Origin of the sequence: Kribbella qitaiheensis (assembly GCF_014217565.1) — a bacterium.
Classification (GTDB): Bacteria; Actinomycetota; Actinomycetes; order Propionibacteriales; family Kribbellaceae; genus Kribbella; species Kribbella qitaiheensis_A.
The window spans coordinates 214,685-240,449 of sequence record NZ_CP043661.1 but is presented as its reverse complement, the minus strand read 5'-3'; the positions used below and the strand labels follow the sequence as shown (position 1 = coordinate 240,449).

Annotated in this window: 23 protein-coding genes; 9 read left to right on the top strand and 14 right to left on the bottom strand. The window is 67.6% G+C overall.

The features are described from left to right. Positions 1-69: 69 nt before the first annotated feature. From xylA to F1D05_RS01055, 6 genes are all read right to left on the bottom strand, one after another. Positions 70-1,230, bottom strand: a complete 1,161-nt coding sequence (xylA, locus tag F1D05_RS01080) for a xylose isomerase (protein WP_185445405.1) — start codon at positions 1,228-1,230, stop codon at positions 70-72. Then, positions 1,227-2,390: a Gfo/Idh/MocA family protein gene (locus F1D05_RS01075; protein ID WP_185445403.1), complete on the bottom strand. Its 1,164-nt coding sequence runs from the start codon at positions 2,388-2,390 to the stop codon at positions 1,227-1,229. The genes xylA and F1D05_RS01075 overlap by 4 nt, the downstream gene beginning before the upstream one ends. 72 nt (positions 2,391-2,462) lie before the next feature. Beyond that, positions 2,463-3,509, bottom strand: a complete 1,047-nt coding sequence (locus tag F1D05_RS01070; protein WP_185445401.1) for a substrate-binding domain-containing protein — start codon at positions 3,507-3,509, stop codon at positions 2,463-2,465. A 96-nt stretch (positions 3,510-3,605) separates the two neighbouring features. After that, positions 3,606-4,700, bottom strand: a complete 1,095-nt coding sequence (locus F1D05_RS01065) for an ABC transporter permease (RefSeq protein WP_185445399.1) — start codon at positions 4,698-4,700, stop codon at positions 3,606-3,608. Then, positions 4,700-6,217 carry a sugar ABC transporter ATP-binding protein gene (locus F1D05_RS01060; protein WP_246486349.1) on the bottom strand — a complete coding sequence of 506 codons (1,518 nt, stop codon included), beginning with the start codon at positions 6,215-6,217 and terminating at the stop codon, positions 4,700-4,702. The genes F1D05_RS01065 and F1D05_RS01060 overlap by 1 nt, the downstream gene beginning before the upstream one ends. A 94-nt stretch (positions 6,218-6,311) precedes the next feature. Further along, positions 6,312-7,592 (bottom strand): ROK family transcriptional regulator, encoded by a 1,281-nt coding sequence (locus tag F1D05_RS01055; RefSeq protein WP_185445397.1) that lies wholly within the window; start codon positions 7,590-7,592, stop codon positions 6,312-6,314. A 429-nt stretch (positions 7,593-8,021) separates the two neighbouring features. Between F1D05_RS01055 and F1D05_RS01050 the strand changes: the two genes are divergently transcribed. Continuing rightward, entirely contained in the window at positions 8,022-8,522 is a 501-nt protein-coding gene (locus tag F1D05_RS01050; protein WP_246486348.1) for a hypothetical protein, read from the top strand. A gap of 60 nt (positions 8,523-8,582) precedes the next feature. On the opposite strand, the gene F1D05_RS01045 is transcribed toward F1D05_RS01050, so the two are convergent. After that, positions 8,583-9,113 (bottom strand): hypothetical protein, encoded by a 531-nt coding sequence (locus F1D05_RS01045; protein ID WP_185445395.1) that lies wholly within the window; start codon positions 9,111-9,113, stop codon positions 8,583-8,585. A gap of 114 nt (positions 9,114-9,227) precedes the next feature. Here F1D05_RS01045 and F1D05_RS01040 point away from each other — a divergent pair, with 114 nt between their 5' ends. Together F1D05_RS01040 and F1D05_RS01035 are read left to right on the top strand one after the other, a co-directional pair. Next, positions 9,228-9,665: a hypothetical protein gene (locus F1D05_RS01040; RefSeq protein ID WP_185445394.1), complete on the top strand. Its 438-nt coding sequence runs from the start codon at positions 9,228-9,230 to the stop codon at positions 9,663-9,665. A gap of 399 nt (positions 9,666-10,064) precedes the next feature. Beyond that, positions 10,065-11,264: an MFS transporter gene (locus tag F1D05_RS01035; RefSeq protein ID WP_206686024.1), complete on the top strand. Its 1,200-nt coding sequence runs from the start codon at positions 10,065-10,067 to the stop codon at positions 11,262-11,264. 155 nt (positions 11,265-11,419) lie between these two features. Here the strand turns inward: F1D05_RS01035 and F1D05_RS01030 are convergent, their stop codons facing one another. Further along, on the bottom strand, positions 11,420-11,758 hold the full coding sequence (locus F1D05_RS01030; protein ID WP_185445392.1) for a YciI family protein: 339 nt from the start codon (positions 11,756-11,758) through the stop codon (positions 11,420-11,422). 161 nt (positions 11,759-11,919) lie between these two features. Between F1D05_RS01030 and F1D05_RS01025 the strand changes: the two genes are divergently transcribed. Next, positions 11,920-14,790, top strand: a complete 2,871-nt coding sequence (locus F1D05_RS01025) for a S8 family serine peptidase (RefSeq protein WP_185445390.1) — start codon at positions 11,920-11,922, stop codon at positions 14,788-14,790. Positions 14,791-14,861: 71 nt separating this feature from the next. On the opposite strand, the gene F1D05_RS01020 is transcribed toward F1D05_RS01025, so the two are convergent. After that, positions 14,862-15,275 (bottom strand): MarR family winged helix-turn-helix transcriptional regulator, encoded by a 414-nt coding sequence (locus F1D05_RS01020; protein ID WP_185445388.1) that lies wholly within the window; start codon positions 15,273-15,275, stop codon positions 14,862-14,864. Positions 15,276-15,326: 51 nt separating this feature from the next. On the opposite strand from F1D05_RS01020, the gene F1D05_RS01015 reads away from it, so the two are divergent. After that, positions 15,327-15,743, top strand: coding sequence for an SRPBCC family protein (locus F1D05_RS01015; protein WP_185445386.1), 417 nt, complete (start codon positions 15,327-15,329; stop codon positions 15,741-15,743). A gap of 246 nt (positions 15,744-15,989) precedes the next feature. Here the strand turns inward: F1D05_RS01015 and F1D05_RS01010 are convergent, their stop codons facing one another. From F1D05_RS01010 to F1D05_RS01000, 3 genes are all read right to left on the bottom strand, one after another. Continuing rightward, positions 15,990-17,381 carry an amidohydrolase gene (locus F1D05_RS01010; RefSeq protein ID WP_185445384.1) on the bottom strand — a complete coding sequence of 464 codons (1,392 nt, stop codon included), beginning with the start codon at positions 17,379-17,381 and terminating at the stop codon, positions 15,990-15,992. A 167-nt stretch (positions 17,382-17,548) separates the two neighbouring features. After that, complete coding sequence (locus F1D05_RS01005) at positions 17,549-19,357, bottom strand: HNH endonuclease signature motif containing protein (protein WP_185445382.1); 1,809 nt, start codon at positions 19,355-19,357, stop codon at positions 17,549-17,551. 131 nt (positions 19,358-19,488) lie between these two features. Further along, on the bottom strand, positions 19,489-20,133 hold the full coding sequence (locus F1D05_RS01000; RefSeq protein WP_185445380.1) for an alpha-ketoglutarate-dependent dioxygenase AlkB: 645 nt from the start codon (positions 20,131-20,133) through the stop codon (positions 19,489-19,491). Positions 20,134-20,228: 95 nt separating this feature from the next. On the opposite strand from F1D05_RS01000, the gene F1D05_RS00995 reads away from it, so the two are divergent. Next, positions 20,229-20,636 (top strand): NUDIX hydrolase, encoded by a 408-nt coding sequence (locus tag F1D05_RS00995; protein WP_185445378.1) that lies wholly within the window; start codon positions 20,229-20,231, stop codon positions 20,634-20,636. Positions 20,637-20,676: 40 nt separating this feature from the next. On the opposite strand, the gene F1D05_RS00990 is transcribed toward F1D05_RS00995, so the two are convergent. Further along, complete coding sequence (locus F1D05_RS00990) at positions 20,677-21,108, bottom strand: hypothetical protein (protein WP_185445376.1); 432 nt, start codon at positions 21,106-21,108, stop codon at positions 20,677-20,679. Positions 21,109-21,280: 172 nt separating this feature from the next. On the opposite strand from F1D05_RS00990, the gene F1D05_RS00985 reads away from it, so the two are divergent. From F1D05_RS00985 to F1D05_RS00975, 3 genes are all read left to right on the top strand, one after another. Further along, positions 21,281-22,603 carry an MFS transporter gene (locus F1D05_RS00985; protein ID WP_246486347.1) on the top strand — a complete coding sequence of 441 codons (1,323 nt, stop codon included), beginning with the start codon at positions 21,281-21,283 and terminating at the stop codon, positions 22,601-22,603. Further along, positions 22,603-23,253, top strand: a complete 651-nt coding sequence (locus F1D05_RS00980; RefSeq protein ID WP_185445374.1) for a pyridoxamine 5'-phosphate oxidase family protein — start codon at positions 22,603-22,605, stop codon at positions 23,251-23,253. Before F1D05_RS00985 ends, F1D05_RS00980 begins: the two co-directional genes overlap by 1 nt. 108 nt (positions 23,254-23,361) lie before the next feature. Further along, complete coding sequence (locus F1D05_RS00975; RefSeq protein WP_246486346.1) at positions 23,362-24,504, top strand: sensor histidine kinase; 1,143 nt, start codon at positions 23,362-23,364, stop codon at positions 24,502-24,504. A 12-nt stretch (positions 24,505-24,516) separates the two neighbouring features. Here the strand turns inward: F1D05_RS00975 and F1D05_RS00970 are convergent, their stop codons facing one another. Next, positions 24,517-25,728 (bottom strand): alpha-hydroxy acid oxidase, encoded by a 1,212-nt coding sequence (locus F1D05_RS00970; RefSeq protein WP_185445372.1) that lies wholly within the window; start codon positions 25,726-25,728, stop codon positions 24,517-24,519. Between the last annotated feature and the right edge of the window lie 37 nt (positions 25,729-25,765).

The window sequence follows — 25,765 nt, the reverse complement described above, 5'->3', positions numbered from 1 at the left end:
TCTTTCGGCCCTGGTAGTGCCAGTTCAGCTACTGCGGTTCCCGTGCTCTGCCCTGCGCGGGAGAACTGCTCAGCGAACGCCGAGCAGGTGGTCCATCGCCAGTTGGTCGAGATACTCGAAGCCGAGGCCACGTTCGGCCAGTGCGTCCGGGTCATAAGTCGCCTTGCGCAACTCGTCCAGCGTTTCGCCGTCGGCAAGAGTCGGTACTGCGAGGTCGGTGACCCGGGCCGCGGTGAGCGCCTTCACAACTTCTGGATCGGCGCGGAAGGCCTGGACCTTCTCGCGGAGGATCAGGTAGTTGCGCATGCAGCCGCGAGCCGTCTCCCAGACGCCGTCCAGGTCCTCGGTGCGCGGCGGCTTGTAGTCGAAGTGCACATAGCCGTCGTAACCCGGCCGGGCCTCGGACCCGAGCAGGGTGTCGACGGTCCAGAACGCCTCACGGAGATTGCCGGCGCCGAACCGCAGATCCTGGTCGAACCGCGGACCGTGCTGCCCGTTGAGGTCGATGTGGAACAGCTTGCCGTGCCACAGCGCCTGGGCGATGCCGTGCGCGTAGTTCAGGCCGGCCATCTGCTCGTGCCCAACCTCGGGGTTGATCCCGACCAGGTCTGGATCGGCGAGGTCGTTGATGAAAGAGATCGCGTGCCCGATGGTCGGCAGCAGGATGTCGCCGCGGGGCTCGTTCGGCTTCGGCTCGATCGCGAACCGCAGGTCGTAGCCCTGTTCGCGGACGTACGCCGTCAGCAGGTCCATCGACTCCTTGTACCGGTCCAGCGCGGACCGGACGTCCTTGGAGCCACCTGACTCGGCGCCTTCCCGGCCGCCCCACAGCACATAGGTCTTCGCGCCGAGCTCGGCAGCCAGGTCCACGTTTCGCAGGACCTTCGCCAGCGCGTACCGGCGTACGTCGCGGTCGTTGGCTGTCAGGCCACCGTCCTTGAAGACAGGGTGGGCGAACAGGTTCGTGGTGGCCATCTCGACCACCAGGCCGGTGTCGCTGAGGGCCTTGGTGAAGCGCTCCAGCGTCTGCTGCCGCTTGGCGTCGTCAGGCACCAGGTCGTCGTCGTGGAACGAGATCGCGGCGGCGCCCAGCTCGGCCAGCTTCTCGACCGCGAGCACCGGGTCGAGCGGGGCGCGGACCGCGGTACCGAAGACGTCGACGCCCTCCCAGCCCACGGTCCACAGTCCGAACGAGAATTTGTCGTCCTTGGTCGGTGTATATGAATTCATCCAGGAATCTCCTGCCATTGTCGGGAGGCCGAGCTGTCCTCGACCGCCGCCAGCACCCGTTGCACCTGCAGCCCGTCGGCGAACGACGGGGACGGGTCGGTACCTTCGGCGATCGCGGTGATCAGATCGACCACTTGATGGGTGAAGCCGTGTTCGTACCCGAGCAGGTGCCCGGGCGGCCACCAGGCCGCGACGTACGGGTGGACCGGCTCGGTCGCGAGGATCCGGCGGAAGCCGGCTGTATCGGCCGGCTCCGTCGCGTCGTAGTAGTGCAGCAGGTTCATGTCCTCGAAATCGAAGGCCAGACTGCCCCTACTGCCGTTGATCTCGATCCGGATCGCGTTCTTCCGGCCGGTCGCGAAGCGGGTCGCCTCGAAGACACCGAGCGCCCCTTCGCCGAACCGGGCCAGGAAGATCGCGGCGTCGTCGACGGTGACCGGGCCGCGCTCGGCGCCCGCAGTACCGGCCAGGCCGCTGTGTTCCGCGGCGACCGGACGTTCCTTCACGAAGGTCTCCAGCTGACCGCTCACCTCGGTGATCCGGTCGCCGGTGATGTACTGCGTCAGGTCGACGATGTGCGCGCCGATGTCGCCGAGCGCGCCCGAACCGGCCTTCTCCTTGTCCAGTCGCCAGGACAACGGCGCCTCGGGATCGGCGATCCAGTCCTGCAGGTACTGCGCGCGCACGTGCCGGATGGTGCCGATCTTGCCCTCGGCAACCAGCTTCCGGGCCAGCCCGATCGCGGGCACGCGCCGGTAGGTGAACCCGACCATCGACCTGATCCCCCGCGCGGACGCCCTCGCCGCCGCGGCCGCCATCGCCTCGGCCTCGGCGACCGTGTTGGCGAGCGGCTTCTCGCAGAGGACGTGCTTCCCGGCCTCGAGCGCGGCGATCGCGATCTCGGCGTGGCTGTCCCCCGGCGTACAGACGTCGACCAGCTGGATGTCGTCGCGGCCGAGCAACTTGCGCCAGTCGGTCTCCGTCTCGGTCCAGCCGAGCTTGGTCGCGGCGGCTTGCACCGCTTCCGCGTTACGACCGCACAGGACGTTCAGGTCGGGGTGCAGCGGCAGGTCGAAGAAACGCGGCGCGTTCCGCCAGGCCTGCGAGTGGGCGGCGCCCATGAAGGCGTACCCGATCAGGCCGATGCCCAGGTTCGTCATACCGGTAGTTCTCCTTGTCAGCTCTCGAAGGCGGTCGGCAGGTACTGGTCTCTCCCAGCGCCTTCCTTCCCTTCAGCTTTCAAATGCAGTCGGCAGGTACTGGTCGACGTTGTCCTTGGTGACGACGGGTGCGTACAGCTGGACCTGACGCGGGACCTCGACCTCCACCAGGTCGCCGAGGGCCTTCTTCTGGACCAGCAGCCGAGCCAGTCGGACACCGTCAGCGCCTTGCGTCGACGGGTAGATGACGGTGGCGCGCATGAGCGTGTTGCCGGCCTTGATGTCGCGCATCACGTTCGCCGAACCGGCGCCACCGACGACGAAGAACTCCTTGCGACCGGAGTTCTTGATCGCGGCCATCACGCCGACACCCTGGTCGTCGTCGTGGTTCCAGATCGCGTCGATCTTCGGAGCGGCCTGCAGCAGGTTCGCCGCCGCCTTCTCGCCGGACTCGACAGTGAACTCGGCCGCGACCCGGTTGCTGACCTTCAGCCCACAGTCGGCCAGCGCCTCCTTGAACCCGGTACTGCGGGCCTGGGTGAGCGGCAGCGAGTCGATCCCGGCGATCTCGGCGATCACCGCGTCCTTCTTGCCCTTTAGCTGCTCGCAGACGTAGGTGCCGGCGGAGACGCCCATGCCGTGGTTGTCGCCGAGGACGGTGGTCCGGGCGGCGAACGAGTTGTCGAACTCGCGGTCGACGTTGATCACCGTGATGCCGGCCTGCATCGCTTTCGTCGCCACCGCGGTCAGCGCCGCGCCGTCGAAGGGCAGCAGCACGATCGCGTCCACCTTCTGGTTGATGAACGTCTCCACCTGGCTGATCTGCAGGTTGACGTCGTTGGTGCCCTCGGCAACGACCAGCTCGACGTCGGGGTACTTGGCCGCCTCGGCCTTCGTCGCCTTGGTGATCGCACCCATCCAGCCGTGGTCGGCCGCCGGAGCGGAGAACCCGATCTTGACCTTCTTGCCGGGCGCGTCGTTGGCCACCGCGGCGGCCTTCGACCCGGTGTCGGTCGACTTCTCGGCCTCGGGGGTGTTGCTGGTACAGGCGATCAGCGCCATCGAACTCAGGCCGGCCAGGCCGGCGGTGATCAGTAGTCGGGCGGGACGTGCGGACATCTTGTCCTCCAAAGAGATGCTTTACCTACAGGGGTTCTTGCGACTGCTCAGACCTAGGGCGCGGCGCACTTACTGACCCCCACCCCACCACCCCGGTCAGGTGGCTCGGGCGGCCAGGCGTTGCTGGAGGAGGACCGCGATCACGATAATCAGGCCCTTCGCCACCGACTGGGCGGAGATGCTCAGGTTGTTCAGGGTGAAGACGTTGTTCAAGGTGGTGAAGATCAGTACGCCGATCACGGTGCCGACGATCGTGCCGCGGCCGCCGGACAGCAAGGTGCCGCCGATCACCACCGCCGCGATCGCGTCCAGCTCGTACAGCTGTCCGTGGGTGGCGCTGCCGGTCGTCGTACGGGCCATCAGCATCACCGCGGCGATCCCGCAGCACAGCCCGGCCAGGACGTAGAGCGCGACAGTGTGACGCTGCACCTTGATGCCGGCAAGCCGGGCCGCCTCGGCGTTGCCGCCGACGGCGAACGTCCGGCGGCCGAAGGTGGTCCGGTTGAGCAGCACCCAGCCGGCCGCGGCGACCAGGAGGAACATCCAGACCAGCACCGGTACGCCGATCAGCGATCCGCCGAAGAAGTCGACGAACGGGTTGACCGTGATGATCTGGGTCTTCCGGTCGGAGATGATCTCCGCCAGTCCGCGCGCTCCGGCCAGCATCGCCAGGGTCGCGATGAACGGGACTATCTTGCCGTAGGCAACCAGTAACCCGTTGACCAGACCGCAGGCCGCGCCGACCAGCAGCGCGGTACTGACCATGAAGATCCAGCCGTAGTCGGCACCCAGTTGCTGGGTGGCCAGCGTGGTCGCCCAGACGGAGGCGAGTGCGACCATCGCACCGACCGACAGGTCGATCCCGCCGCCGGTGATCACGAACGTCATCCCGATGCTGACCACGCCGATGACGGCGGCCAGGCGCAGGATGGTGAGCACATTGGCCCCACTGGCGAACCGGTCCCCACCGGTCGCGACGCCGACGATACAGAGCACCACGAGGGCGATCACCAGGCCGAGGTTCCGGCCGACTCCACCTCTCAACAGACTGCCCGCCATGCCCGCGCCGCGGTTGACGGTCGTCCCGGGCGCCTGCGTCACAGTCGCCTGCGTCGATGCTGTCCGGTCCGCCGGCTGGTCCGGCTGGTCCGGCTGGTCCGTCACCGGGGGTCGTGCGACTTCCTCACTCATCACACGGCACTTCCTTCCATCACCAGATCCAGGACCCGGTGCTCGTCGATTTCCTGCGCGGGTCCGCTGTGGACGGCCCGCCCCTCCCGCATCACCACGACCCGGTCCGCCAGACCGAGCACCTCTTCGACCTCGCTGGAGACCAGCACGATCGCTACCCCGTTGGCGGCCAGCTTGCGTACGAGCGCGTAGATCTCGGATCGCGCTCCCACGTCGACTCCCCGGGTCGGTTCGTCGAGCAGCAGCACGCGACAATCGCGTAGCAACCAGCGGGCCAGGACGACCTTCTGCTGATTGCCGCCGGACAGGTTGCGGACTGGATGGTCCACCCCGGCCGGTCGTACGTCGAGTGCCCTGGTCAGCTCCTCAGCGGCTTCGCGCTCGGCCCTACTGTTCAGGAAGCCCATGCTGGCGAACCGGCCGAGCGTGGAGACGGTGATGTTCTTGTAGACCGCCTCGTCGAGCAGCAACGCCTGGCTCTTCCGCTCCTCCGGCGCCAACCCGACCCCAGCCCGTACTGCGCTCTGCACGCGACCCGGCCTGAGCTCTTTGCCGTCGACCCGTACGACGCCGGTCGCCGCCCGGCGCGCGCCGTACACGGTCTCCAGTACTTCGGACCGGCCCGAGCCGACCAGGCCTGCGAGTCCGAGGATCTCCCCCGCTCGCACCGAGACAGCGATCTCCGCGAACTCTCCGGGGCGGGACAGGTTCTCCACCTCGAGGACCACGGGTGCGGTGCTGGGGATCTCGACGCGGGGCGGGAAGACGTACTCGATCGAGCGGCCGGTCATCAGCCGGATCAGTTCGGCGGTCGGGGTCTCGCGCGCGTCGAGGCCGGTCGCGACGGTCGCGCCGTCCTTCAGCACGGTCACCCGGTCGCCGATCGCGCGGATCTCCTCGAGCCGGTGCGAGATGTAGATGACCGCGACACCGCGGGCGGTGAGGCCGCGGATCACCCGGAAGAGGTTCGCCACCTCCTCGGAGTCGAGCACGGCCGACGGCTCGTCCATCACGATCAGCTGGGCGTCGCGGGAGAGCGCTCTTGCCATGCTCACGACTTGCTGACCGGCGGCACTCAGGAGCCCGACCGGGCGGCCCGGTGGGATCTCGCCGTGGCCGAGGCCAGTGAGGAGTTCGCGAGCCCTGGCCGTTGTCTCGTGCCGCCGGGTCAGGCCGAACCTCGCCGGTTCGTGGCCGAGGAACACGTTCTCCGCGACGGTGAGATCCGGAACCAGGTCGAGTTCCTGGTAGATCGCTGCGATCCCGAGCTGGATGGAGTCCGTCGGGCTGTTCAGCGACACCTCGTTGCCGTCGACGTGGATGGTGCCGGCGTCGGGCTGGTGCGCGCCGGTCAGGACCCGGATCAGCGTCGACTTCCCGGCGCCGTTCTGGCCGAGCAGGCAATGCACCTCCCCACGCCGTACGTCGAGATCCACGCCATCGAGCGCCCGTACGCCGGGGAACTCCTTGACGATCCCCGCCATCCGCAACAACTCGTCTGTCGTATCCGTACTCATCGCCCCACCCATTGCGCCACTCCTCGTCCCACTCCGATCGGTCACTGCGTCACCGCGGTCGTCGCGCTGTCCCTCGTCATCGCGCCGGCCTTTGTCATTGGGCTGTCCCCGTTGATTCGCGGCCGACGAGGGTCGGGTCCAGGAAGACCTGGTCCAGGGAGATCTGGGCGCCGCCGCGGACCGCCGCGGTGAAACCGAGGTCCGACTGGATCACCCGGCAGCCGCCGCCCTCGGGCGCGATCACGCGATCCCGGATCGCCACCTCCAGCGGATTCTTCAGCCACGGGCCGAGGACCGCGAAGTATCCACCGAGCACCAGGACGTCCGGGTTCAGGATGTTGACCAGGATCGCGCCACCGATCCCGAGCCAGCTGCCGACATCGGCCAGCGCCTTGAGCGTCCGCTTGTCCCCTGCGTCGGCCCGACTGGTGATCTCCGCGAGTCGTTGCTCCACATCGAGCGACGGGTCCCGCACCGGGTCGTCCGGATCCGTTGCCTTGTTCAACAAAGCCGTCAGCCCGACGACCGTCTCCCAGCAGCCCGTCCGGCCGCAGCCGCAGGTCCCGCCGGCCGGTGCGACCGGCATGTGCCCGACCTCGCCGCTGAACCCGCGTCCGCCCCGCAACAGATGTCCACCGGTGACCATGCCGCCACCGACACCGACGGCGCCGGTGAGCAACACCAGATCCTGGATCTTGTCTTCCGGCCCGATCTGCATCTCGGCGTACGCCGCGAGTGCGGCCAGGTTCGCCTCGTTGTCGACCCGCAGCGGGTACGCCGGATGGCCGAGCCGGTCGCGCATCGCCTCGACGACGGGGACCTCCGCCCAGCCCAGGTTCGGCGCCAGCTTGAGTGCACCGGTCGCGCTCTGCACCAGACCAGGCACCGCCAAAGTGACCCCGGCCGTCTGTCCGCCGCGCAAATCCACCGCCGCGACGGCATGGAGGATCAGCTTGGCCAACTCGTCCATCGTCGTACCGGGGTCGAGGTGCGCGACGTCCAGCGGCAACCGGCGCTCGATCACGGTCTCGCCGCTCAGGTCGAGCGCGGTGACGGCCAGGTAGTCGACGTTGATCTCGGCGCCGACTCCACAGACCCCGCTGCCGTCGAGCTCGACCAGCTGGCCGGGACGACCGAGGGCACCGCGTTCGGACTCGGCAAGACCTTCGCGGAGGAGGCCGCGTTCGACGAGTTCGGCGACCAGGCTACTCACGGTCGCCTTGTTCAGACCGGTGTCGGCGGCGATCCGGGCGCGAGAGCGCGATCCCATCTCTCGCACGTGCCGGAGCACCACGGACAGGTTGTTCCGCCGGAGTGAGACGTGATCGGCAGCGACCACACCGCGGCCCGGACGACTTCCCTCGGTCAATGTCATGCGGACCCCACCCCTTCTCCCCCGACAGGAGAAAACGGCATCTGTGATGCCAGTCACAGACTTTGTCTGTTGAGCCAACAAACTAAGTAGCGGGGTGGTCCACGTCAAGATGTTGCGAGGAAGTTTCTTCGGATCAACGCCAGATCACCCCGGAGCGGACGAGATCGCGCTTTCCGGCGTACAGGAACGATCCTTGAGAGCAAGTGCTCATGATCTTGCAAGGTTCCGTCGAGGTTTTGCAGCGAAGTCTTGCGCGTCGAAGGACCCGTTTGTACGCTCACGCCACTCTCCGCAGTCCTGCCCGCCCCACAGGAGCCTGCACATGTCACTCACCAGACGCACTTTCCTGGCCGCATCAGCGGCCACCGCCGCCGCCGGAGCCACCGTCGGCAGCACTCTTTCCGTCAGACCCGGGTCGGTGTGCAGGGCATGTACATCTCGATGTTCGACGAGTTCAACGAGGGCAACCAGATCGCCAAGACCCCCGAGAGTTCGGCCTGGATCCCCACCGGGTCAGGGATTCGCGCTCTCAACGAGGACGGCACGGCTTGCTCGTCCGACTACTACCTGAGGCTGACGAATGACGGCGGCCGGATGCTCAAAGGGCAGATCGCGGTCACCGCGACCAGGCCGACACAGCCGATGCCCAGCCAGGGCGCCGGCAGCGTGACCTTCTTCGAGCACGTGGACTACCTCGGTGCGACTGGACAATCGCTTGCCAAAGGCAACTACACTCGAGCCCAGTTACAGGCGGCCGGCGTACAGGACAATTGGGCGCCGTCGGTGCGGGTTCCGGCCGACTGGTCGGTGACGATCTTTGCCGAGGACAACTTCTCCGGACAGAGCTGGACCAGGACGGCGGACACGCCGAACTTCACCACCATCACCCCGAACGCGAACGACCAGCTGACCTCGTGCCGCATCCAGTAACCGCTCTCTGACGCAGGTTGGTCCGTTCCGGCGGACCAACCTCTCAGAATGTCCTGAAGCTCAGAGCAGTTCGAGGCTGTCGGTGGCGAGGGTGATGACGGCGCCGTCGAGGTGCAGGCGGCAGGCGATCGCGTGCCCGGCGCACGTCATCAACGCCGGCCCTGCGGCGTCCACGACCCGGTAGGCGACAGGCTGCGTGCAGCGCTCGATCACGCCCTCGTACTCGCGGTGGCAGCCGAGGACGTGACAGGTGACCACGTCACCAACGTTCATCAAGGTGAGGCCGTGGTCCGGGCAGTCACCCCAGGTGACGCCGCAGCTCTGACCTTCGTTCGCGGCAAGGCGGATCAGGTTGCCGGCCGTCATCTCCAGCTCGTTCGCCGCCTCCCGGAAGGTGTCGGCGGCCTCGTCGAGATCGCGCCGGAACTGACGCGAGGCAACGGACTCCGGCATACCCCGGGCCGCGGCCTGCAGATTCTGGGACAGCGCCATCGCCGCGACGGCGATCTCATCCACCTTCACCGGCGTATCCAGATCGCCGACCCGCTCCGGCCCGGTCGCCGCGGGCTGCCCGTTCTGCGGCGCCTGCACAGTCCGCCAAACCTGCGTGGACGGAGCCCCCGGCCCCCGCGGCCCGCTCTGGCCCGGCCCGCTCTGGCCCGGTCCGCTCTGGCCTGGCCCGCTCTGGCCTGGCCGATTCTGGCCATGTCCGTTCTGGCCTTGCTGCTGGTTCTGGGGCTGCTGGTCTTGAGGCCGCTGGCCCTGTCGACCCTGGCCCTGCGCCTGCTCGCCCGGCGCCTGCCGGCCCTGGGCCTGCTGGTTCAGCGGCTGGCGACCGTTCTGCGGCTGCTGACCGTTCTGCGGCTGCTGACCGTTCTGCGAGCCGTGCTGCTGCCGAGCGCCCTGCGAACCCTCCGCGGCCTGACCGCTGCCGCCCTGCCCATTGCTGCCCTGCCCATTGCTGCCCTGCCCGTCACTGCCCTGACCGTTGCCACCATGACCGTTCTGCCCGGTGTACCCGTTAGCGTCCGGGACAGTACTCCCGGTGACGGCCGCAGCCTCCCAACCCGGTTCGTCAACACGCTCCGAACCGGTCCGGTGGTTCGCCCGCTTGGCTTTCGCCATTCGCCTGCCCCCTGGTGACGTATCTCCCCCGACGGCCGATCGTGCCATGCCCGCGGGGGGTGCGGCCAGAGCAAATCGACGAGGTTCACGCACGGCTCCTGTCACCTTGCGCAGAGCAACAGATCCGCGGCTGTCGACGCCCCCAGCGCCCGCTCACCGTCACAACTCCCGTCGAGTTTCCACCCATAGGTTCCCGCGTCCCTCCCTCCGCAATCACAGCCGGGAAATTCCATACGCCCCCTTAACACTCCCCCCACCCACCGTCACCACCTCACTCCCCCCAGCAGCCAACCCCAACCTCAGACGCCTTCAGATGCTGCACCTGAGGTGGTGCAGGAACTGGTTCTGGGACGAGTTCAGGTGGTGGGGGTGAGGGGCTCCCCACCTTAGATCCAGTCAGCCAGGTACCAATGGGGTATGACTGAACCGGTTTCGAGCCAGGCAGCAGCATCACGCCGGCGGATGTCGCCGCTGTACGCAGCGGGATTCACCACCGCGTTCGGCGCGCACGCGGTCGCTGCCAACCTCGGCGGCTTCTCCGACGACGCGGTCAGATCGCTGCTGACGCTAGGCGTGCTGCTGGCCCTGTACGACGGCGCAGAGGTCGTGTTGAAGCCGGTGTTCGGCACCATCGCCGACCGGGTCGGCGCTCGCCCCGTGCTCTTGGCCGGCCTGGTCGGCTTCGCCTTGGCGTCGGGGTTGTACGTGCTCGCCGACAGTCCAGGCTGGCTGTGGGCAGCCCGCCTCGGCCAGGGCGCGGCGGCGTCGGCGTTCTCACCAGCGGCCTCGGCATTGGTCGCCAGACTGAACCCGGCCGCCAAGCACGGCCGCGCTTTCGGCAGCTATGGGTTCTACAAGAGCATCGGCTACACCCTCGGCCCGCTGCTCGGTGGCGCCTTGGTGTGGCTGGGTGGGTTCCGCCTGCTGTTCGCGGTGATGACTGTCCTCGGTCTGCTGGTTGCGGCCTGGGCATTGGTGGCCGTGCCGGCAATTCCGCCGCTGCCACGCAAGCGGCAGACGGTGCTCGACCTGGCTCGCCGGGTCACCGATCCAGCGTTCCTGCGACCGACTGCCGCCCTGGCCGGCGCGACTGCGGCCCTGTCGGTGGGTGTCGGTTTTCTCCCGGTCACTGGGGCGGCGACAGGTCTGGGGACGATCGCAACCGGTGCGGCGGTCTCGGTGCTCGCCGCCACTGCCGCGCTGGTCCAGCCGTGGGCCGGGCGGGCCCTGGATGCCGGGCGCCTGACCGCTCGGATCGGTCTCGGCGGCGGCCTGGCGCTCGCGGCGGCCGGGCTGGGATGCGCGACCCTGCCGGGCGTTGCCGGGATTCTGCTCGCGGCGGTCCTGATCGGCGCAGGGACGGGCCTGATCACGCCAGTGGGGTTCGCTGCCCTTGCGGCCTCGACCCCGGAGGCTCGGCTCGGTCAGACGATGGGCACCGCGGAGCTGGGCCGCGAGCTCGGCGACGCCGGCGGACCGTTGCTGGTGGCAGGTATCGCCACCGCGGCGGCCTTGAACTACGGCTATGCCGCGTTGGCGATCCTGCTCGCTGCCGGACCTGTCGCCGCACTGATCGGCGTGCCCCTCCGTCGGCGTCACCGCGGCTCACAGGCCTGAGGTACCGGCTCGGCGCACGCCTGTCGGTTGAGGGCGGGGTGCGCTGACCATGTTGTCTTGTTCGAAAGGGTGGCTCCCCTCCCAGAAGCCGGTACCGCGCAGTGCGGGCGCCCAGGGCAACCAGCGCCCCCGCAGGACGGGGCCGTGGGCAACAGCTACTCGATTGTGGCGACTGCGCGTACCTCTACTACGCCGATCTCGGCGACCGGGTGCTTGGAGGCGATCTCGATCGCTTCGTCCAGGTCGCGGCACTCGAGCATGTCGTAGCCGCCCATCTGCTCCTTCGCTTCCGCGTACGGGCCGTCGGTGGTGATCACCTTGCCCGCCCGGCGACTGACGCCGACGCCCTCGGACGCGGGCCGGATCGCGTCACCGTGTAACCGGACGCCACGCTCTGTCATCTCTTCCACCCAGGCCACGGTCGCCGCGACCATCTCGGCCGGCACCTCGCCGGAGAAATCGACGTCCGGGCGGATCAACAGCATGTACTTCATGGTTCTCCTCGCCTTATAGCTCAATCCCGCCCGGTTCAGGCGGTCCGGCCGGGACGTCGGAGCGAAATTGCAGCTTTTGACAATCCAGCGGTCGGGAAAGTTGCTCCCACCCTCTGAGATACTCCTGCAACAAAGTCACTCTGAGACCCTTGGGGGGGTCCGTGCCCATCCGCCCAGTTCATCTGCTGCGCCTTGCTGTGCCCGCTGCTCTGGTAGCTGCCACCTTGGTCACCATCACCGGTTCGTCCGGCAACGCCGCTCAGCCGAAACCCGGCCCGTACGCCGTCAAGCCCACCTTCGCGCGCACCGCGAAGCCGGCCAAGGACGCGTACGCGCCCAACACGGTGCTCGTGAAGTTCAAGAAGACCGCGTCTGCCGCCGCGAAGTCCAGGGCACTCGGCAAGGTCAAGAGCCGGTCCTCGGCCGCCGTCGGTACCGACCTCGTCACGGTGACCAGCGACCAGGCAGCGCCGGACATGCTGAAGGCGCTCAAGGCCGACGCCAGCGTCGAGAAGGCGTCCCTGGACTACATCCGCACCGCGTCCGCCGTACCGAACGACACGTACTACGGCTCGGACCAGGCCGGCGCGATGTCGGCGATCCGGATGCCGCAGGCATGGGACCTGACCAAGACGGCAGGTGCGCAGACGGTCGCCGTACTGGACACCGGCATCGACGCCGGTCACCCGGATCTCGCGGGCCGGGTGCTGGCCGGGCGGAACGAGATCCAGCCCGGCACGACGCCGAACGACAACAACGGCCACGGCACGATGACGGCCGGCATCATCGGCGCGAACACCAACAACGGTGCCGGCGTCGCGGGTGTCGCCTGGAACGTCAAGATCCTCCCGGTCAAGGTGCTCGACTCGAGTGGCTCCGGCCCCGACTCGGTCATCATCGCCGGCATCAACTGGGCCGCGAACAACGGCGCCCGGGTGATCAACATGTCCCTCGGCGGCGACGGTGACGACAGCCTGCTGCACGACGCGGTCAAGGCCGCGGTCGCCAAGGGCGTCGTCGTCGTGGCGGCGGCCGGCAACACCGGCGTCAACGTGCCGCACTTCCCCGCGTCGTACCCCGAGGTCCTGTCGGTCGCCGCGACCGACAACAACGGCGCGCTGACCAGCTTCAGCACCCAGGGCGACTGGGTCGACATCGCGGCCCCCGGCTGGAACATCATCTCCACCGGCCCGCGCGGCCTGACCCCGGCGGGCTACCTGCCGTACTGGACCAACAGCGGCACGTCGTTCTCCGCCCCGATGGTCGCGGGCGTCGCGGCGCTGCTGCGGAACAAGTTCCCGAGCTATACGCCGGCCCAGATCATGGACCGCCTGAAGTCGACTGCCCGTGACGCAGGCCCGCGTGGTCTCGACCCGTTCTACGGCGCCGGCATCCTTGACGCCTACAACGCTCTCGGTGGCGCCTGGGCGCCCGAGTTCTGGAGCGCCGGACCGGACGGCAACGACGTACCGGCTCGCGCCACTGCCATCACCGGCAGCTCGATCACCGGCGCGACAGGCATCGAGGGCGACGTCGACTGGTACAAGATCACCAGCGCGGCAGCTCGCAGCGTGGCGATCAACGTCACCAGCCCGACCTACGACTGGTTGAACCGGGCTCAGAACTTCGCCCCTGTCGTGAAGGTGTACGACAAGGACCTCCAGCAGATCGGCGGCGATGAGGTCGCTTCCGAGCCGGAGAACCCGGAGCCGGTGACCGCCAGCGTCAACGTCAACCTGGTGGCCGGCGACAACTACATCTCGGTCCGCAACTACAACGGGTCGCGTGACAGCCGGGCCTACACCGTCTCGTACGCCGATTCGTCGGCCGGACCCGCGGCCTTCGACCACACCTGGGTGCAGAACTCGTCGGTGCCGGAGTACTCGACCGGTGTCGCTTTGAGCGTCAAGCCGGTCATCACCTCCGCGACCGACCTGTCGCCGGCCAGCGTCATCGACAGCACCGTCCGGCTGCTCAACGGCAAGACCGGCGCGGTTGTGCCGAGCACTGCCGAGTACGCGGCCGACACCAAGCAGATCACCATCACGCCGACGGCGGACCTGCTCGACAACACGCCGTACCGGATCTCGGTCAGTGGCGTGCAGGAGACCGGCGGTGCGACTGGCGAGAACTTCACCTCGGTGTTCCGCACGGTCGACAACGCTCCCGGAGCGGTCACCGGCTTCGACGCGACCGGCGCCTACACCACGGCCGCGCTGAGCTGGACCCTGCCGGGTCTGACCGACCTCGACCAGGTCGTCGTACGCGGCGCAGCCGGAACCACTCCGCCTGCGTCGCCGACTGCCGGCACCGCTTACGCTGCTGGCGCTACGACGTCCGGTACGGCGACCGGCCTGGCCAACGCGACCAGCTACGCCTTCAGCGCTTGGGTGAAGGACCGGAGCGGCAAGTACAGCGCCACTGCTGCCACCACTCAGCTGATCGGCAGCTCGACGTCGCTGACCGCCGACAAGTCGATCATCGACTTCGGTGGCGGCGTCACGCTGGGCGGCAAGGTCACCCGGATCGACACGCACGCGGCCCTGGCCGGCGTACCGATCTCGCTCTACGGCCGTGACAAGAACGGCACGGTATGGCGCGAGATCACCCGCAAGACCACGGCCGCAGACGGCACTTTCAGCGTCGTCGGCTACGCCCCCTCGGTCTCCACCGTGTTCGCCTGGGGCTACAACGGCTCAGCCGATCTGCTGGGCTCCCGCACCGGCAACTTCACCGTCGAGGTTCGTCCGACCATCACGTCGAACGTCTCCCCGGCCACGATCAAGCTCGGTGCCACGACCAACTTCTACGGCTACGTCCGCCCGCAGCACGCCGGCTCGCCGGTCTACCTGCAGCGCCTCAGTGGCTCGACCTGGTCAACCATCACCTCGACCAAGCTCAACACCACCGGCAACTACGCCTTCGCCATCAAGCCGACGGCCAAGGGCACCTACACCTACCGCGTCGTCTTCCAGGCCGACGCTGACCACGCGACGGCGGTCTCCCCCGCCAAGTCCTTCACGGTCAACTAACCCGTAGTACGAACGACCGGTCCTCGGCTACTTCGGTAGCCGGGGACCGGCTCGTTTGTGCATGCCTCTGGTCACGGTTCTTGGGCGAGTCTGGGCAGGGCCGACAGCAGGTGGCGCTTCTCGGTGGGGCTCAAGGGCGCGAGGAGGTCGTCTTCCATGGCGTGGATGTCGGTCTTGGCGGCGTGGAGGCGGGCCTTGCCGGCCGGAGTGAGGGTGACGGTGTGGGCGCGGCGGTCGGAGGGGTCGGGCTGGCGGGTCAGTAGGCCGTCGCGTTCCAGGTCGTCCAAGAGGGCGATCAGGCGGGACTTGTCGTAGCCGATGGACTTTGCCAGAGCCTGTTGCGTTTCCATCGGGCGGTCTGCCAGGCGCGAGAGAACGCTGTAAGCCCACATGGAGAGGCCGTGGGCGGTGAGGATGGGGCGCTCGGCGTCCATGACGCGGCGCATCACCTGAGCTAGCAGGGCTCCGAAGTCTTCGCGTTCCACTCGGTCATGGTAAACAGTAGCATATCGTACGCATTAGCATATGATCTACATATGCTTACTATTGCGGGCCGCGCCGAGACGCGGACGATCTCCATTGCTGCAACGCCGTCCGAGGTGTTCGACTTCGTCGCTGATGCGCGGAACCTGCCTCGCTGGGCACCTGGGTTCGCGCCCACCATCGAGCCCAGTGGTGATGAGTGGGTGGTGGACAACGGCACCGATCAACTGAGGCTCATCGTGCGTGGTTCGCGGGAGCACGGGACGGTCGACATTCTTCGCGCGCAGGACCACCGGGTCGGCGGGTTCACTCGGGTGCTGCCGAACGGGGACGGCAGCGAGTACCAGTTCACGATCTTCTTTCCTGCCGGCACCCCCGAAACGGCCGTCGCCGATCAACTGAAGATTATCGAGGACGAACTCCAAGCAGTGCGGAAGTTCTGCGAAGGCGACTCGCCGACTCAGGCCTAGTACGTCGTGGGTCCGAGGGTGAGGTCCTGCGGGGCCGAGGCATTGGGGGTTTCGCGGGACCGAGGTGCTGGGGGTTCACGGGACCGAGGTGCTGGGGGGTTCGCGGGACCGAGGTGCTGGGGGTTCACGGGACCGAGGTGCTGGGGGTTCACGGGACCGAGGTGCTGGGGGTTCACGGGACCGAGGTGCTGGGGGGTTCGCGGGACCGAGGTGCTGGGGGGTTCGCGGGACCGAGGTGCTGGGGGTTCACGGGGCGTAGGTCTGGATGGTGGAGTTGGCGGAGAGGTCTACGAGGGTGTGGGCGAGGGATCGGGCGTCTTCGATGATGTCGGGGAGGTTGACGGTGGTGAGGGTTCGGTTGCGGACTACCACGTCGCCGTCTACGAGGACGTGGACTACGTCGCTGGCGCGGGTGGAGTAGACGAGGCTCGCGCGGGGATCGTGGATCGGCTGGTGATGGGGAGCGGCGAGGTCGAGCAGGGCGATGTCGGCGCGGCGGCCTGGTTCGATGGCGCCGGTCAGGTGGGTGAGGCCGGCTGCGGTGGCACCGCCACGGGTGGCTAGGCGGAGGGTGTCCGAGACGGTCATCCACTCGGCTTCCTGTTCGCGTTGTTTCTGGGTGAGGGCGACGAGGCGGAGGGACTCCCAGACGTCGAGGGTGTTGTGGACGGCGGCTCCGTCCGTGCCGATGCCGATGGGGATGCCGATCGACTGGAGGGACTTGATGGGAGTGGTCGAGCCCATCGCGAGCTTGAGGTAGACCTTGGGGCAGCAGGCGATCGCCGTACGGTCGGCGAAGGGTTCCATCAGTGGCAGGTCCGAGTCGCGGATGCCGCAGCCGTGGGCGATGAGGGTGCCGGCTCCGAGTACGCCAGTTCGCGCGAGCACCTCGATCGGAGTGACGCCGAGGCGGTCGATCGACGATTGAGTTTGATCCTCGGTTTCGGCTGCGTGCAGGTGCATCCGGAATCCTTCGGCTCGCGCGACTTCCGCAGTACGGCGTAGGTCTTCGTCGGTAACCGTGTACGGCGCGTGCGGGCCGAGGCTGGCCGTGATGCGCGGAGGGCGGCCGTTCGCGACCGATAGACCTAGGGTGCGGATCTCGCGGGCTGCGGCGAACGCGGCGTCTCGTCCCTCTGTGCCGGTGGAAGAGAAAAAGGTGGGCGCCAGGTCCGCGCGGATGCCGGATTCCAGGGCCGCTTCGGCAATCTGGTCGGCGTGGGAGTAGTGGTCGACGAAAGTGGTGACCCCCGCAAGCAGCATTTCGGCACAGGCGAGACGCGCACCGACCTTCACGCGCTCAGGGGTGAGGTTAACCTCCATGGGCCAGATCTTGCGGTTGAACCAGTCGTCGATCGACATATCCTCGGCCGCGCCCCGCATCATCACCATCGGACTATGCGTATGCGAGTTGGTCAGCCCCGGCACGGCGAGCAGACCGGTCGCATCGAGCACCTCGACATCATCCGCCGACCGAGCGTCAGCGGAATCCAACAGGCCGTCGGGCTGCGCGCCGGTGGCGGTGATCGCAGTGATCGCGCCGTCCCGGATGTGGATGTCCTGCGCTTCGTCAACGCGGCACTCCCCCACCTCCGGGACCACCAGGACAGAACAGTTCCGGACCACCAGTTCCCGCATGCATCCTCCAGCTCGCACGTCGCACGTCGCACGTCGCTCCAGTCTCAGCCATCCGCGGTTCAGCCGAACTGGTGGATCGAGTGAGCAGGCCAACTGCACCCAGAAAGCTGATGCCGCCAGACTCGCAGCGTGCGACCTACCCGGCGGCGCCAACCATCGCGGGGCGGCTATCCGGTGTCGAGTGTTTCTGGGGCCCAGGGGTCGAAGTCGGCAGGGCGTTGCGCGGCTAGTGGTGGTGGGTCATTGACCAGCGAGAAGACGCGGACCGGGCGATGGGTCCGATTGGAGCGGCCTTGCCCCCAGAACGGGTCGTTGTCGGTTCCGGTGAATGAACTGGTCTCGGCTTCGGCACCCGGGGTGTGGCTGTGATTGCAGGAGTCGTCTTCGCAGGTGGTCGCTGCGACGCCGTCGTGTCCGCCAGAGGCGGTGTGCGCGTCCAGATCTGAGTTCGCGACCATGGTGGCTTGCCCGCTCCGGGCGGCGAATGTGCCCGGGCCGGTAAGCGCGCCAACATCAACGTCCGCGTCCAGCTCGACGTTCGTGTCCAGATCAGTGTTCGCGCGCGGGGCAGCACGCCCGCTTGGATTGGCGAGCCCGTCCGGGGTGGGCGCGTTCTTGTAGGGGTGGCCTTGTGGTGTCGACGGTCTGCCGAGTGGTTTGGTCAGGCGAGGTGCGGCGGCCCAGGTGGGGCGGGTGACGTGGACTTTGCCGTTGGTGATGGTGACGGTGTAGTGGCCAGCGTGCACACCTTTGTGGTCGGTGCCACAGAACAACGCCAGGTTGTCCAGCGAGGTAGGGCCGCCGTCGATCCAGTGGACGATGTGGTGGGCGTGGCAGTAGCGCGGGGGTAGTCCGCAGACGACGCAACCCTTGTCGCGTTTGTTCAAGGCCCGCCGGATTGCCTTGGTGACGAAGCGTTCTTCGCGGCCTACGTCGAGGGGTTCGGAGTTGGAGCCGAGGACGATGGGGATGATGCCGGCATCGCAGGCGAGGCAGCGGACCGCGGCGGCGGAGAGGTTGTCGCCGAATTGGAGGTTGCCGGTGGCGTCGCGGCCCATCGTTTTCAGGTCGGTGTAGTCGATGGTGACGGTGACGTGGGGCTTGACGCCGCCGTGGCTGGGGAGGTCGCCGGTGCCGGCGGCGATGGTGAGGACCTGGGTGAGGGCGTCTGCTTGGCGTTTGTCACGGGAGCGGCAGTCGAGTTCGCCGTCCATTTTGCGGGGTTTCGCGGCGGCTTCGATGAGGGTCTTGAGGAGTTCGGCGTTGGCGTTGGCGAGGTAGCCGGAGAATTTGACGCCGTGGTCGGCGTTGGTGAGGCGGAGGGATTCGCGCCGCTCAGCGGCTCCTTCGGCGGGTTCGGGGCCGTCGGTGTCGAGGATCTCCCGGATCCGCTGGCCGAACTTCTTCAGGTCAGCCGGCGCCAGGTGCCGGGCGGCTTCGACCATCTGTTCTTCGGCGACCCGCAGAGTCTCCACCGAGACCATCGCAGCTGCCGGGACGGCTTCAAGCGCGGACACGATCGCTTCGGCCTGCTCCGGATGCAGCAGCACCGGAAGGGCTTCCTCGTTGTCTCCACCAGCACCGGCACTACCGCCATTGCCGCTGGCGTCGGTGGCGTCGGTGGCGTCGGTGCCGGTAATGCTCGCGGCGTCGGCGGAGTGGATGGTGGCCTCGTGGTCGGCCGGTGTATACGGGTCGGGGAGGGCTGTGGTGACGGCTGGATACTTCGGGAGGGCTTTGGCCAGGGTGAGGTCCTGGCGGGTGGCGTACAGGTTGCGGCGGTACCTCGTGGACAAGAACCTGGCGGTGTCTTGGCCGGCGGCTTCTTTGGTGTAGCCGGTCTCGTCCAGGCGGGCGGTGACTTTCAGCCGGTAGGTCTCCAGCCGCGCGATCTCGGCATGCGCGACATCGAGAGCGGCGACTGCTTCTTCGCCGCTCATCGTGTACGCGGGCCGCGCATCCGCCAGGAGGTCCATACCCCAAACCCTAGACCCATCCACCGACAGTTTCCGAACCGAAAGACCCTTGTTTTCAAGGCGATTCTCGATCGTCAAGATCCGGCCATGTTGTCCACAAGGTCAGCCAGGTTGTGGATGGCAGCCGTTACTCAGCGGACGCCTCGGGGGCGGTATTGGATGCTGATTCTGGGGCCGGTGTGGGTGGTGGATTTGGGGATGGCGTGCTCCCAGGTGCGTTGGCAGGAGCCGCCCATGACGATGAGGTCGCCGTGGCCCAGCGGGTAGCGGATGGTTGAGGCGACTTTGCCGGTGGTGCTGCCGGGGCGGGGGCGGAGGGCGAGGACGCGGGGTTCGCCGACGGAGAGGATGGCGACCATGGTGTCTTCGCGGGCGCCGCGGCCGATCTTGTCGCCGTGCCAGGCGACGCTGTCCCGGCCGTCGCGGTAGTAGCAAAGGCCGGCGGTGCGGAACGGTTCGCCGAGCTCCTCCATATAGTGGTCGCTGAGCAGTTCCCGGGCCTCGTCAAGGACGGGCAGCGGGAGGTTGTCGCTCTCGCCGTAGAAGCACAACAGGCGCGGTACGTCGACCACCCGGTCGTACATCTGCCGCCGTTCCTCCCGCCAGGGCACCTCGACGGCAAGGCGATCGAAGACCTGATCGGCCCCCGCCAACCAACCGGGGAGCACGTCGATCCACGCGCCCTGACCCAATTCCGTTCGTTGCACCCCGTCGAGCGATCCCAGCTCGGGATCCTCGAACGCATCCAGCAACGAAGCCTGAAGCCCTCCAGCCATAACCACCACAGTACAGACGTTCGAACGCGTGTTCTAGTACGGATCCATTTCCGGCTCACCCGAGCGCCGACCCTCCGAGGTGTGAGGGTGTCGCAATGAGCGAGCGCATGCGGGTTGCAGCTGTGATTCAACGGGGCGACCGGGTTCTGATGGTGCGGGAGCGGGTTCAGACCGAGCCTGGCCGACACGACGGACCTGAATACTGGACCCTGCCCGGCGGAGGTATCGAGCCGGGTGAGGAGCCTGCGCTCGCTATGCGTCGAGAGGTCTTGGAAGAGGTCGGCCTCGAGGTGGTGGGAGCGCGGGAGGTCGCGCGGGTGCCCTACCCATCGGGGGTGACCACGGTATTCCGGGTCGAGGTCGCGGACGGGGAGCCGCGACTTGGTGTTGACGACCTCGACTGCGACTGCCCGCGGATGGTTGGTCTGGACTGGGTCGAGACACCTCCGCTGAAGAGTGAGCACGGCGGCTCTCCGGTGCCCTTGCTCATCTACTCGTGGTGAACGGGCGATCCGCCGGGTGAGTGATCTGTACCGGCGCGGTTCAGGCATCGACCGTCGCCTCGACGCGGTGGACGTGGCCGGCGCTGGCGACGTAGAAGGCGACCAAGCGGATGTCAGCCTCGGCGCAGACCGTGGTGACAGCTTCGGCCCACTCGTTGTCGATCGGAGGCCAGCTCTCGGGCCCCGGGCGGCCTAGCGCGAGGAGCAGGCCGATTCCGGGGCTGGCTCGGACGGCTGCGACGACCGGCTTGAGAACTGTGCGGCAGTCGTCCAGCTGGAGCTGGCCGAAACGGTCGCGCAACTCGATGTCGACACAGCCGTGGAAGCGGTTCTGTTCGTCGCAGAAGATCACTTTGAGGAGGCCGAGACGTCGATCCCCCTCGCTCAGGCACAGGTCGACGACGTCAGCGGCAGTGGTGGAGTCCGAGAGTGGGCACTCGGGCCAGTTTCTGGGGAGATTTTCGAAGCTCATACCTACAAAGTGCCGCGATCCGAAGCCCGTCCGACGGTTGTCCACAGGGCAATCCGGGCGCAACCAGGACCCAATGCAATTGGCCCACCAAGATGCGGCGGAAATGGACCTGACCTCTGGGCCGCTGTACTCCTAGGCTCAAGACAACGAAGCGCGAGCAAGGAGACCGACGATGACCAGCACCGCCACTGACCGGACCGCCACCGAAGCCACCGGCTCGACCGGAGCGACCGAGGCCACCGGAAGCCGGCTGAGCAGGCTCCTCCCGCCCGCCGGTGCCGCCAGGAACCTCGCGATGGCCCAGCTGGCCAACTCCGTCGGTGACGGCGCCTTCATCGTCACCTCGGCGCTGTTCTTCACCCGCGTCGTCGGCCTCTCCACCGCCCAGGTCGGCCTCGGCCTCACCATCGCCTGGCTGGTCGGCTTCCTCACCGGAGTACCGCTCGGCAACCTGGCCGACCGCAAAGGCCCGCGCGGCGTCGCCATCCTCCTGGCGTTCTCCACCGCACTGTCGGTCGGCTCGTTCCTCTTCGTCCGGAGCTTCCCGCTCTTCCTGATCGCCGCGATCGCCTACGCCAGCAGCCAGACCGGCCTCACCGCCGCACGGCAGGCCTTGCTGGCCGGACTGGTCGCCCCGGCCGAGCGCACCCGCATCCGGGCGTTCCTCCAGTCCACGGTCAACGGAGGCCTCGCCGTAGGCGCTGCACTCGGCGGAGTCGCACTGCGGTTCGACACTGCCCCGGCTTACCTGACTGTCTTCGCGATCGACGCAACCAGCTTCCTCATCGCCGCGGTACTGATCCACCGAGTACCGCAGGTCACAGTCGCCCTCCGGGTCGCCGGAGAGCCGCGCCTGGCCGTCCTGCACGACCGCCCGTACGCCGTACTCGCGCTGCTCAACGCAGTGATGCTCATGTTCATGCCACTGCTGAGCCTGGTCGCACCGCTGTGGATAGTGGAGCGCACCAACGCCCCCGGCTGGGTGGTCGCCTCACTGCTGATCGTCAACACCCTCGGCGTCACGCTGTTCCAGGTACGCATCGCTCGCAGCGTCACGGACCTCCGTACTGCGACCCGCTCCGTCCGGTTCGCCGGCGTCGCGATGCTGGCCGCCTGCAGCGTCTTCGCCCTCACCGCCTTCGGGATGACGCCGGTCGGCGCCGCCGCAGTACTGGCAGTCGCAGCCGCTCTGCTGACCTTGGGCGAGATGAAGCTCGCCTCCGGTGCCTGGGAGATCAGCTTCGGTCTCGCCCCCGCCGACCAGCAGGGTCAGTACCAGGGCTTCTTCGGAACAGGCCCCGCGATCGCCCGCATGCTGGGCCCGGCGCTGCTGACGACGCTGGTACTCGGCTGGGGCCCGATCGGCTGGCTGGTCGTCGGTGCACTGTTCCTGGGGACCAGTGTCGCGATTGGTCCCACCGTACGATGGGCGGCACGGACACGGCCCGCCAGCCAGGTGGTCGAACCGTCGCTCAATGGGGAGTGCGTCGCCTGATGGACCGCCTGACAGAGACAGCAGAACTGGTCGAGATCACCTCGTACGAAGAGCTACGCGAGGTGGTCCCGGCGCCGTTGCAGAGCACCGCCGACAAGGTTCGCAAGGAACTGCATGAGCTGGACCGGCAGTGGCTCGCCGAATCGCGGTTCTGCTTGATCGCCACCTCCGACGCGGACGGCGGCTGCGACGTCTCCCCCAAGGGGGATCCGGCCGGCTTCACGAAGGTGCTGGACGACACCACCATCGTGATCCCCGAGCGCGCGGGCAACCGCCGCGTCGACGGCTTCATCAACATCCTCAGTAATCCGCATGTCGGCCTGATCTACCTGCTGCCGGGCCGCGGCGAGACTCTGCGCATCAACGGCCGCGCCCGGATCATCCGCGAGGCGCCGTTCTTCGACGACATGATCGTGAAGGGCAGCCGGCCGCAGTTGGCGCTGCTGGTGGAGATCGAGGAGATCTTCCACCACTGCTCGAAGGCCTTCCTGCGCTCCCAGCTCTGGAAGCCCGAGACGTGGGACCCCGATGCGGTGCCGAGCCGTGCGAAGATCGCGAAGGCGCTGGACCGCAAGGACGCCGACCTGGCCGACCTGGAGAAGTACTACGGCCTGCAGTACGAGGCGGGCATCTACCAGACGAAGTACTGAGCCGGGGCGTTCGCGGCACGGACCCCACGGCGTACTGCAGGTGGAGCAGGGCGAAGTACCACGTGGCGACGATGACAGCGGGTGCGGTGGCCATCTACGGTTCGTAGAGTGACCAGTATCGAACCGCTGCACGCCGACCGCTTGAGGCGGGTGCTGTTGCCTGCGGTGATCAGCATCGTGGCGGTTGTCGGCTCATTCGGCGCCTCTCGCGGTGAGACAGATCGCCGGGCGGCCGACTGGTTCATGGTCGTGCTTCTGCTACTCGGCTCGGTGTCGCTCTACTGGCTCCGGACGAAGCCGATCCCGGTGCTGTGGGCAACTGTCGGCTCGACCCTCATCTACATGTTGATGCAGTACGCATACGGCCCGGTGATCTTCAGCTTCGTCATCGCTGTCTTCACAGCGATCCGGCGCGGCTATCGGTTGGCCGGCTGGTCAGCGCTGGTCGCCCTGTACGCCGGGCACGTGCTGGGCCGCCTGGCACTCGGGATCAGTGGTCAGGGCATCTACCAGGTTCTCCTGGTCGGCACCTGCTTCGTCGTCCTCGGGTTCATCGCCGAGCTCTTCCGCGGCCATCGGGAACGGGTGATGGCGGCCAACGAGACGCGGCGCGAGGAGGAGCTCCGCAAGGCGGGTGAGGAACGCCTGCGGATCGCGCAGGAGCTGCACGACGTCGTGGCACACCACATCTCGCTCATCAACGTGCAGGCGTCGACCGCCTTGCACCTGGCCGATCGCCAACCAGAGCAGGCCGCTCCAGCACTTGCAGCGATCAAGGAGGCCAGCAAGGAAGCACTGGTCGAGCTGCGGTCGATCGTCGGCATCCTGCGGCAGTCGGACGAAGCAGCACCACGGCAACCCGTGGTGGGGCTGGAACACCTCGACAGCCTGATCAGCCGTACTTCGATGGCCGGGCTGGAGGTACACAGCACGATCCATGGCGATCCGCGATCGCTACCTACCGGCCTGGATCGTGCCGCGTTCCGCATCGTTCAGGAGTCGCTCACCAACGTCGTACGGCATGCCAAGGCGTCTACTGCGACAGTGCGCATCCAGTACGGCGAGCGCGCGCTCGTAGTACAGGTGGATGACGATGGCCGGTCTCTGGCCGGACCGCCCAAGGAAGGCAACGGGATCATCGGGATGCGTGAGCGGGCCACAGCACTGGGCGGAACGCTCACTGCAAGCCGCACTCCGACAGGTGGGCTCCGGATCGTCGCCCACCTACCACTGGAACCGGCCGACCTCTAGCGAAGCCCCGGGTCAGGGCAGGCGGACGTGGGACGGGTTGAGGTCGGCCACACTGGAAACGCCGAGCAGAGCCATGGTCCGGCGTACTTCCTTGGTGAGGATCTCTGCTGCCCGCGCGACGCCGCGCTCCCCCCCGGCCATCAGTCCGTACAGGTAGGCGCGGCCGACCAGGCAGGCGTCCGCGCCCAGCGCGATCGCCGCGACGATGTCGGCGCCACTCAGGATCCCTGTGTCCAGGTAGATCTCGGCGTCGCTGCCGATAGCCTTCCGGACCTCCGGGAGGATCCGCAGCGGTGTAGGAGCCCGGTCCAGCTGGCGGCCGCCGTGGTTCGACAGCACGATCGCATCCGCGCCGGCGTCCACGACCCGGCGAGCGTCCTCGACGGTCTGGATGCCCTTCACGATCAGTGGGCCGTCCCAGATCGAGCGAATCCAGTTCAGGTCGTCGATGGTCATCGTCGGATCGAACAGCTGGTCCAGCAGTTCCGCGACCGTCCCGTCCCAGCTCGACAGCGACGCGAAGGTCAGCGGCCGGGTGGTCAGGAGGTTCGCCCACCAGGCGGGATGCATGGACGCATCCAGCACCGTCTTGACGGTGAGCGACGGTGGGATCGTGAAACCGTTCCGCACATCCCGCAGCCGGGCGCCGGCGACCGGCACGTCGACGGTCAGCATCAGCGCCTCGTACCCGCTGGCAGCCGATCGCTTGACCAGGTCCTCGCCGGATTCCCGGTCCTTCCAGACATACAGCTGGAACCACTTCCGCGCGTCCGGGCCGACCGCCGCGACGTCCTCGATCGAGGTCGTTCCCATCGTGGAGAGCGCGTACGGGATCCCGAGCCGCTCGGCGACCTTGACTACCGCGCTCTCACCCTCGTGGTTCATCATCCGGGTGAACCCGGTCGGCGCGAACGCGAACGGGAGCTCCGTGCGCTTGCCGAGGATCGTCGTCCCCAGGTCGATGTCGGCGACGTTGCGCAGGATCGACGGCTGGAGCTCCATCTCGGCGAAGAGCCGGCGGGCCCGCCCCAGGCTGATCTCGCCCTCGGCGGCGCCGTCGGTGTAGTCGAACACCGAGCGCGGCGTACGGCGCTTCGCGATCGCGCGCAGGTCGGCAATGGTGAGCGCCTTCTCGAGTCGCCGCTCGGTCGGGTTGACGGTGACCGGCTTGGCCCGCAGCAGCGGCTTGAGCTCGGACCAGCGCGGCAGCTGTCGATCAGTCATCGGGAACGCTCTCTCAGCCGGGGATCTCTGTGGTCGG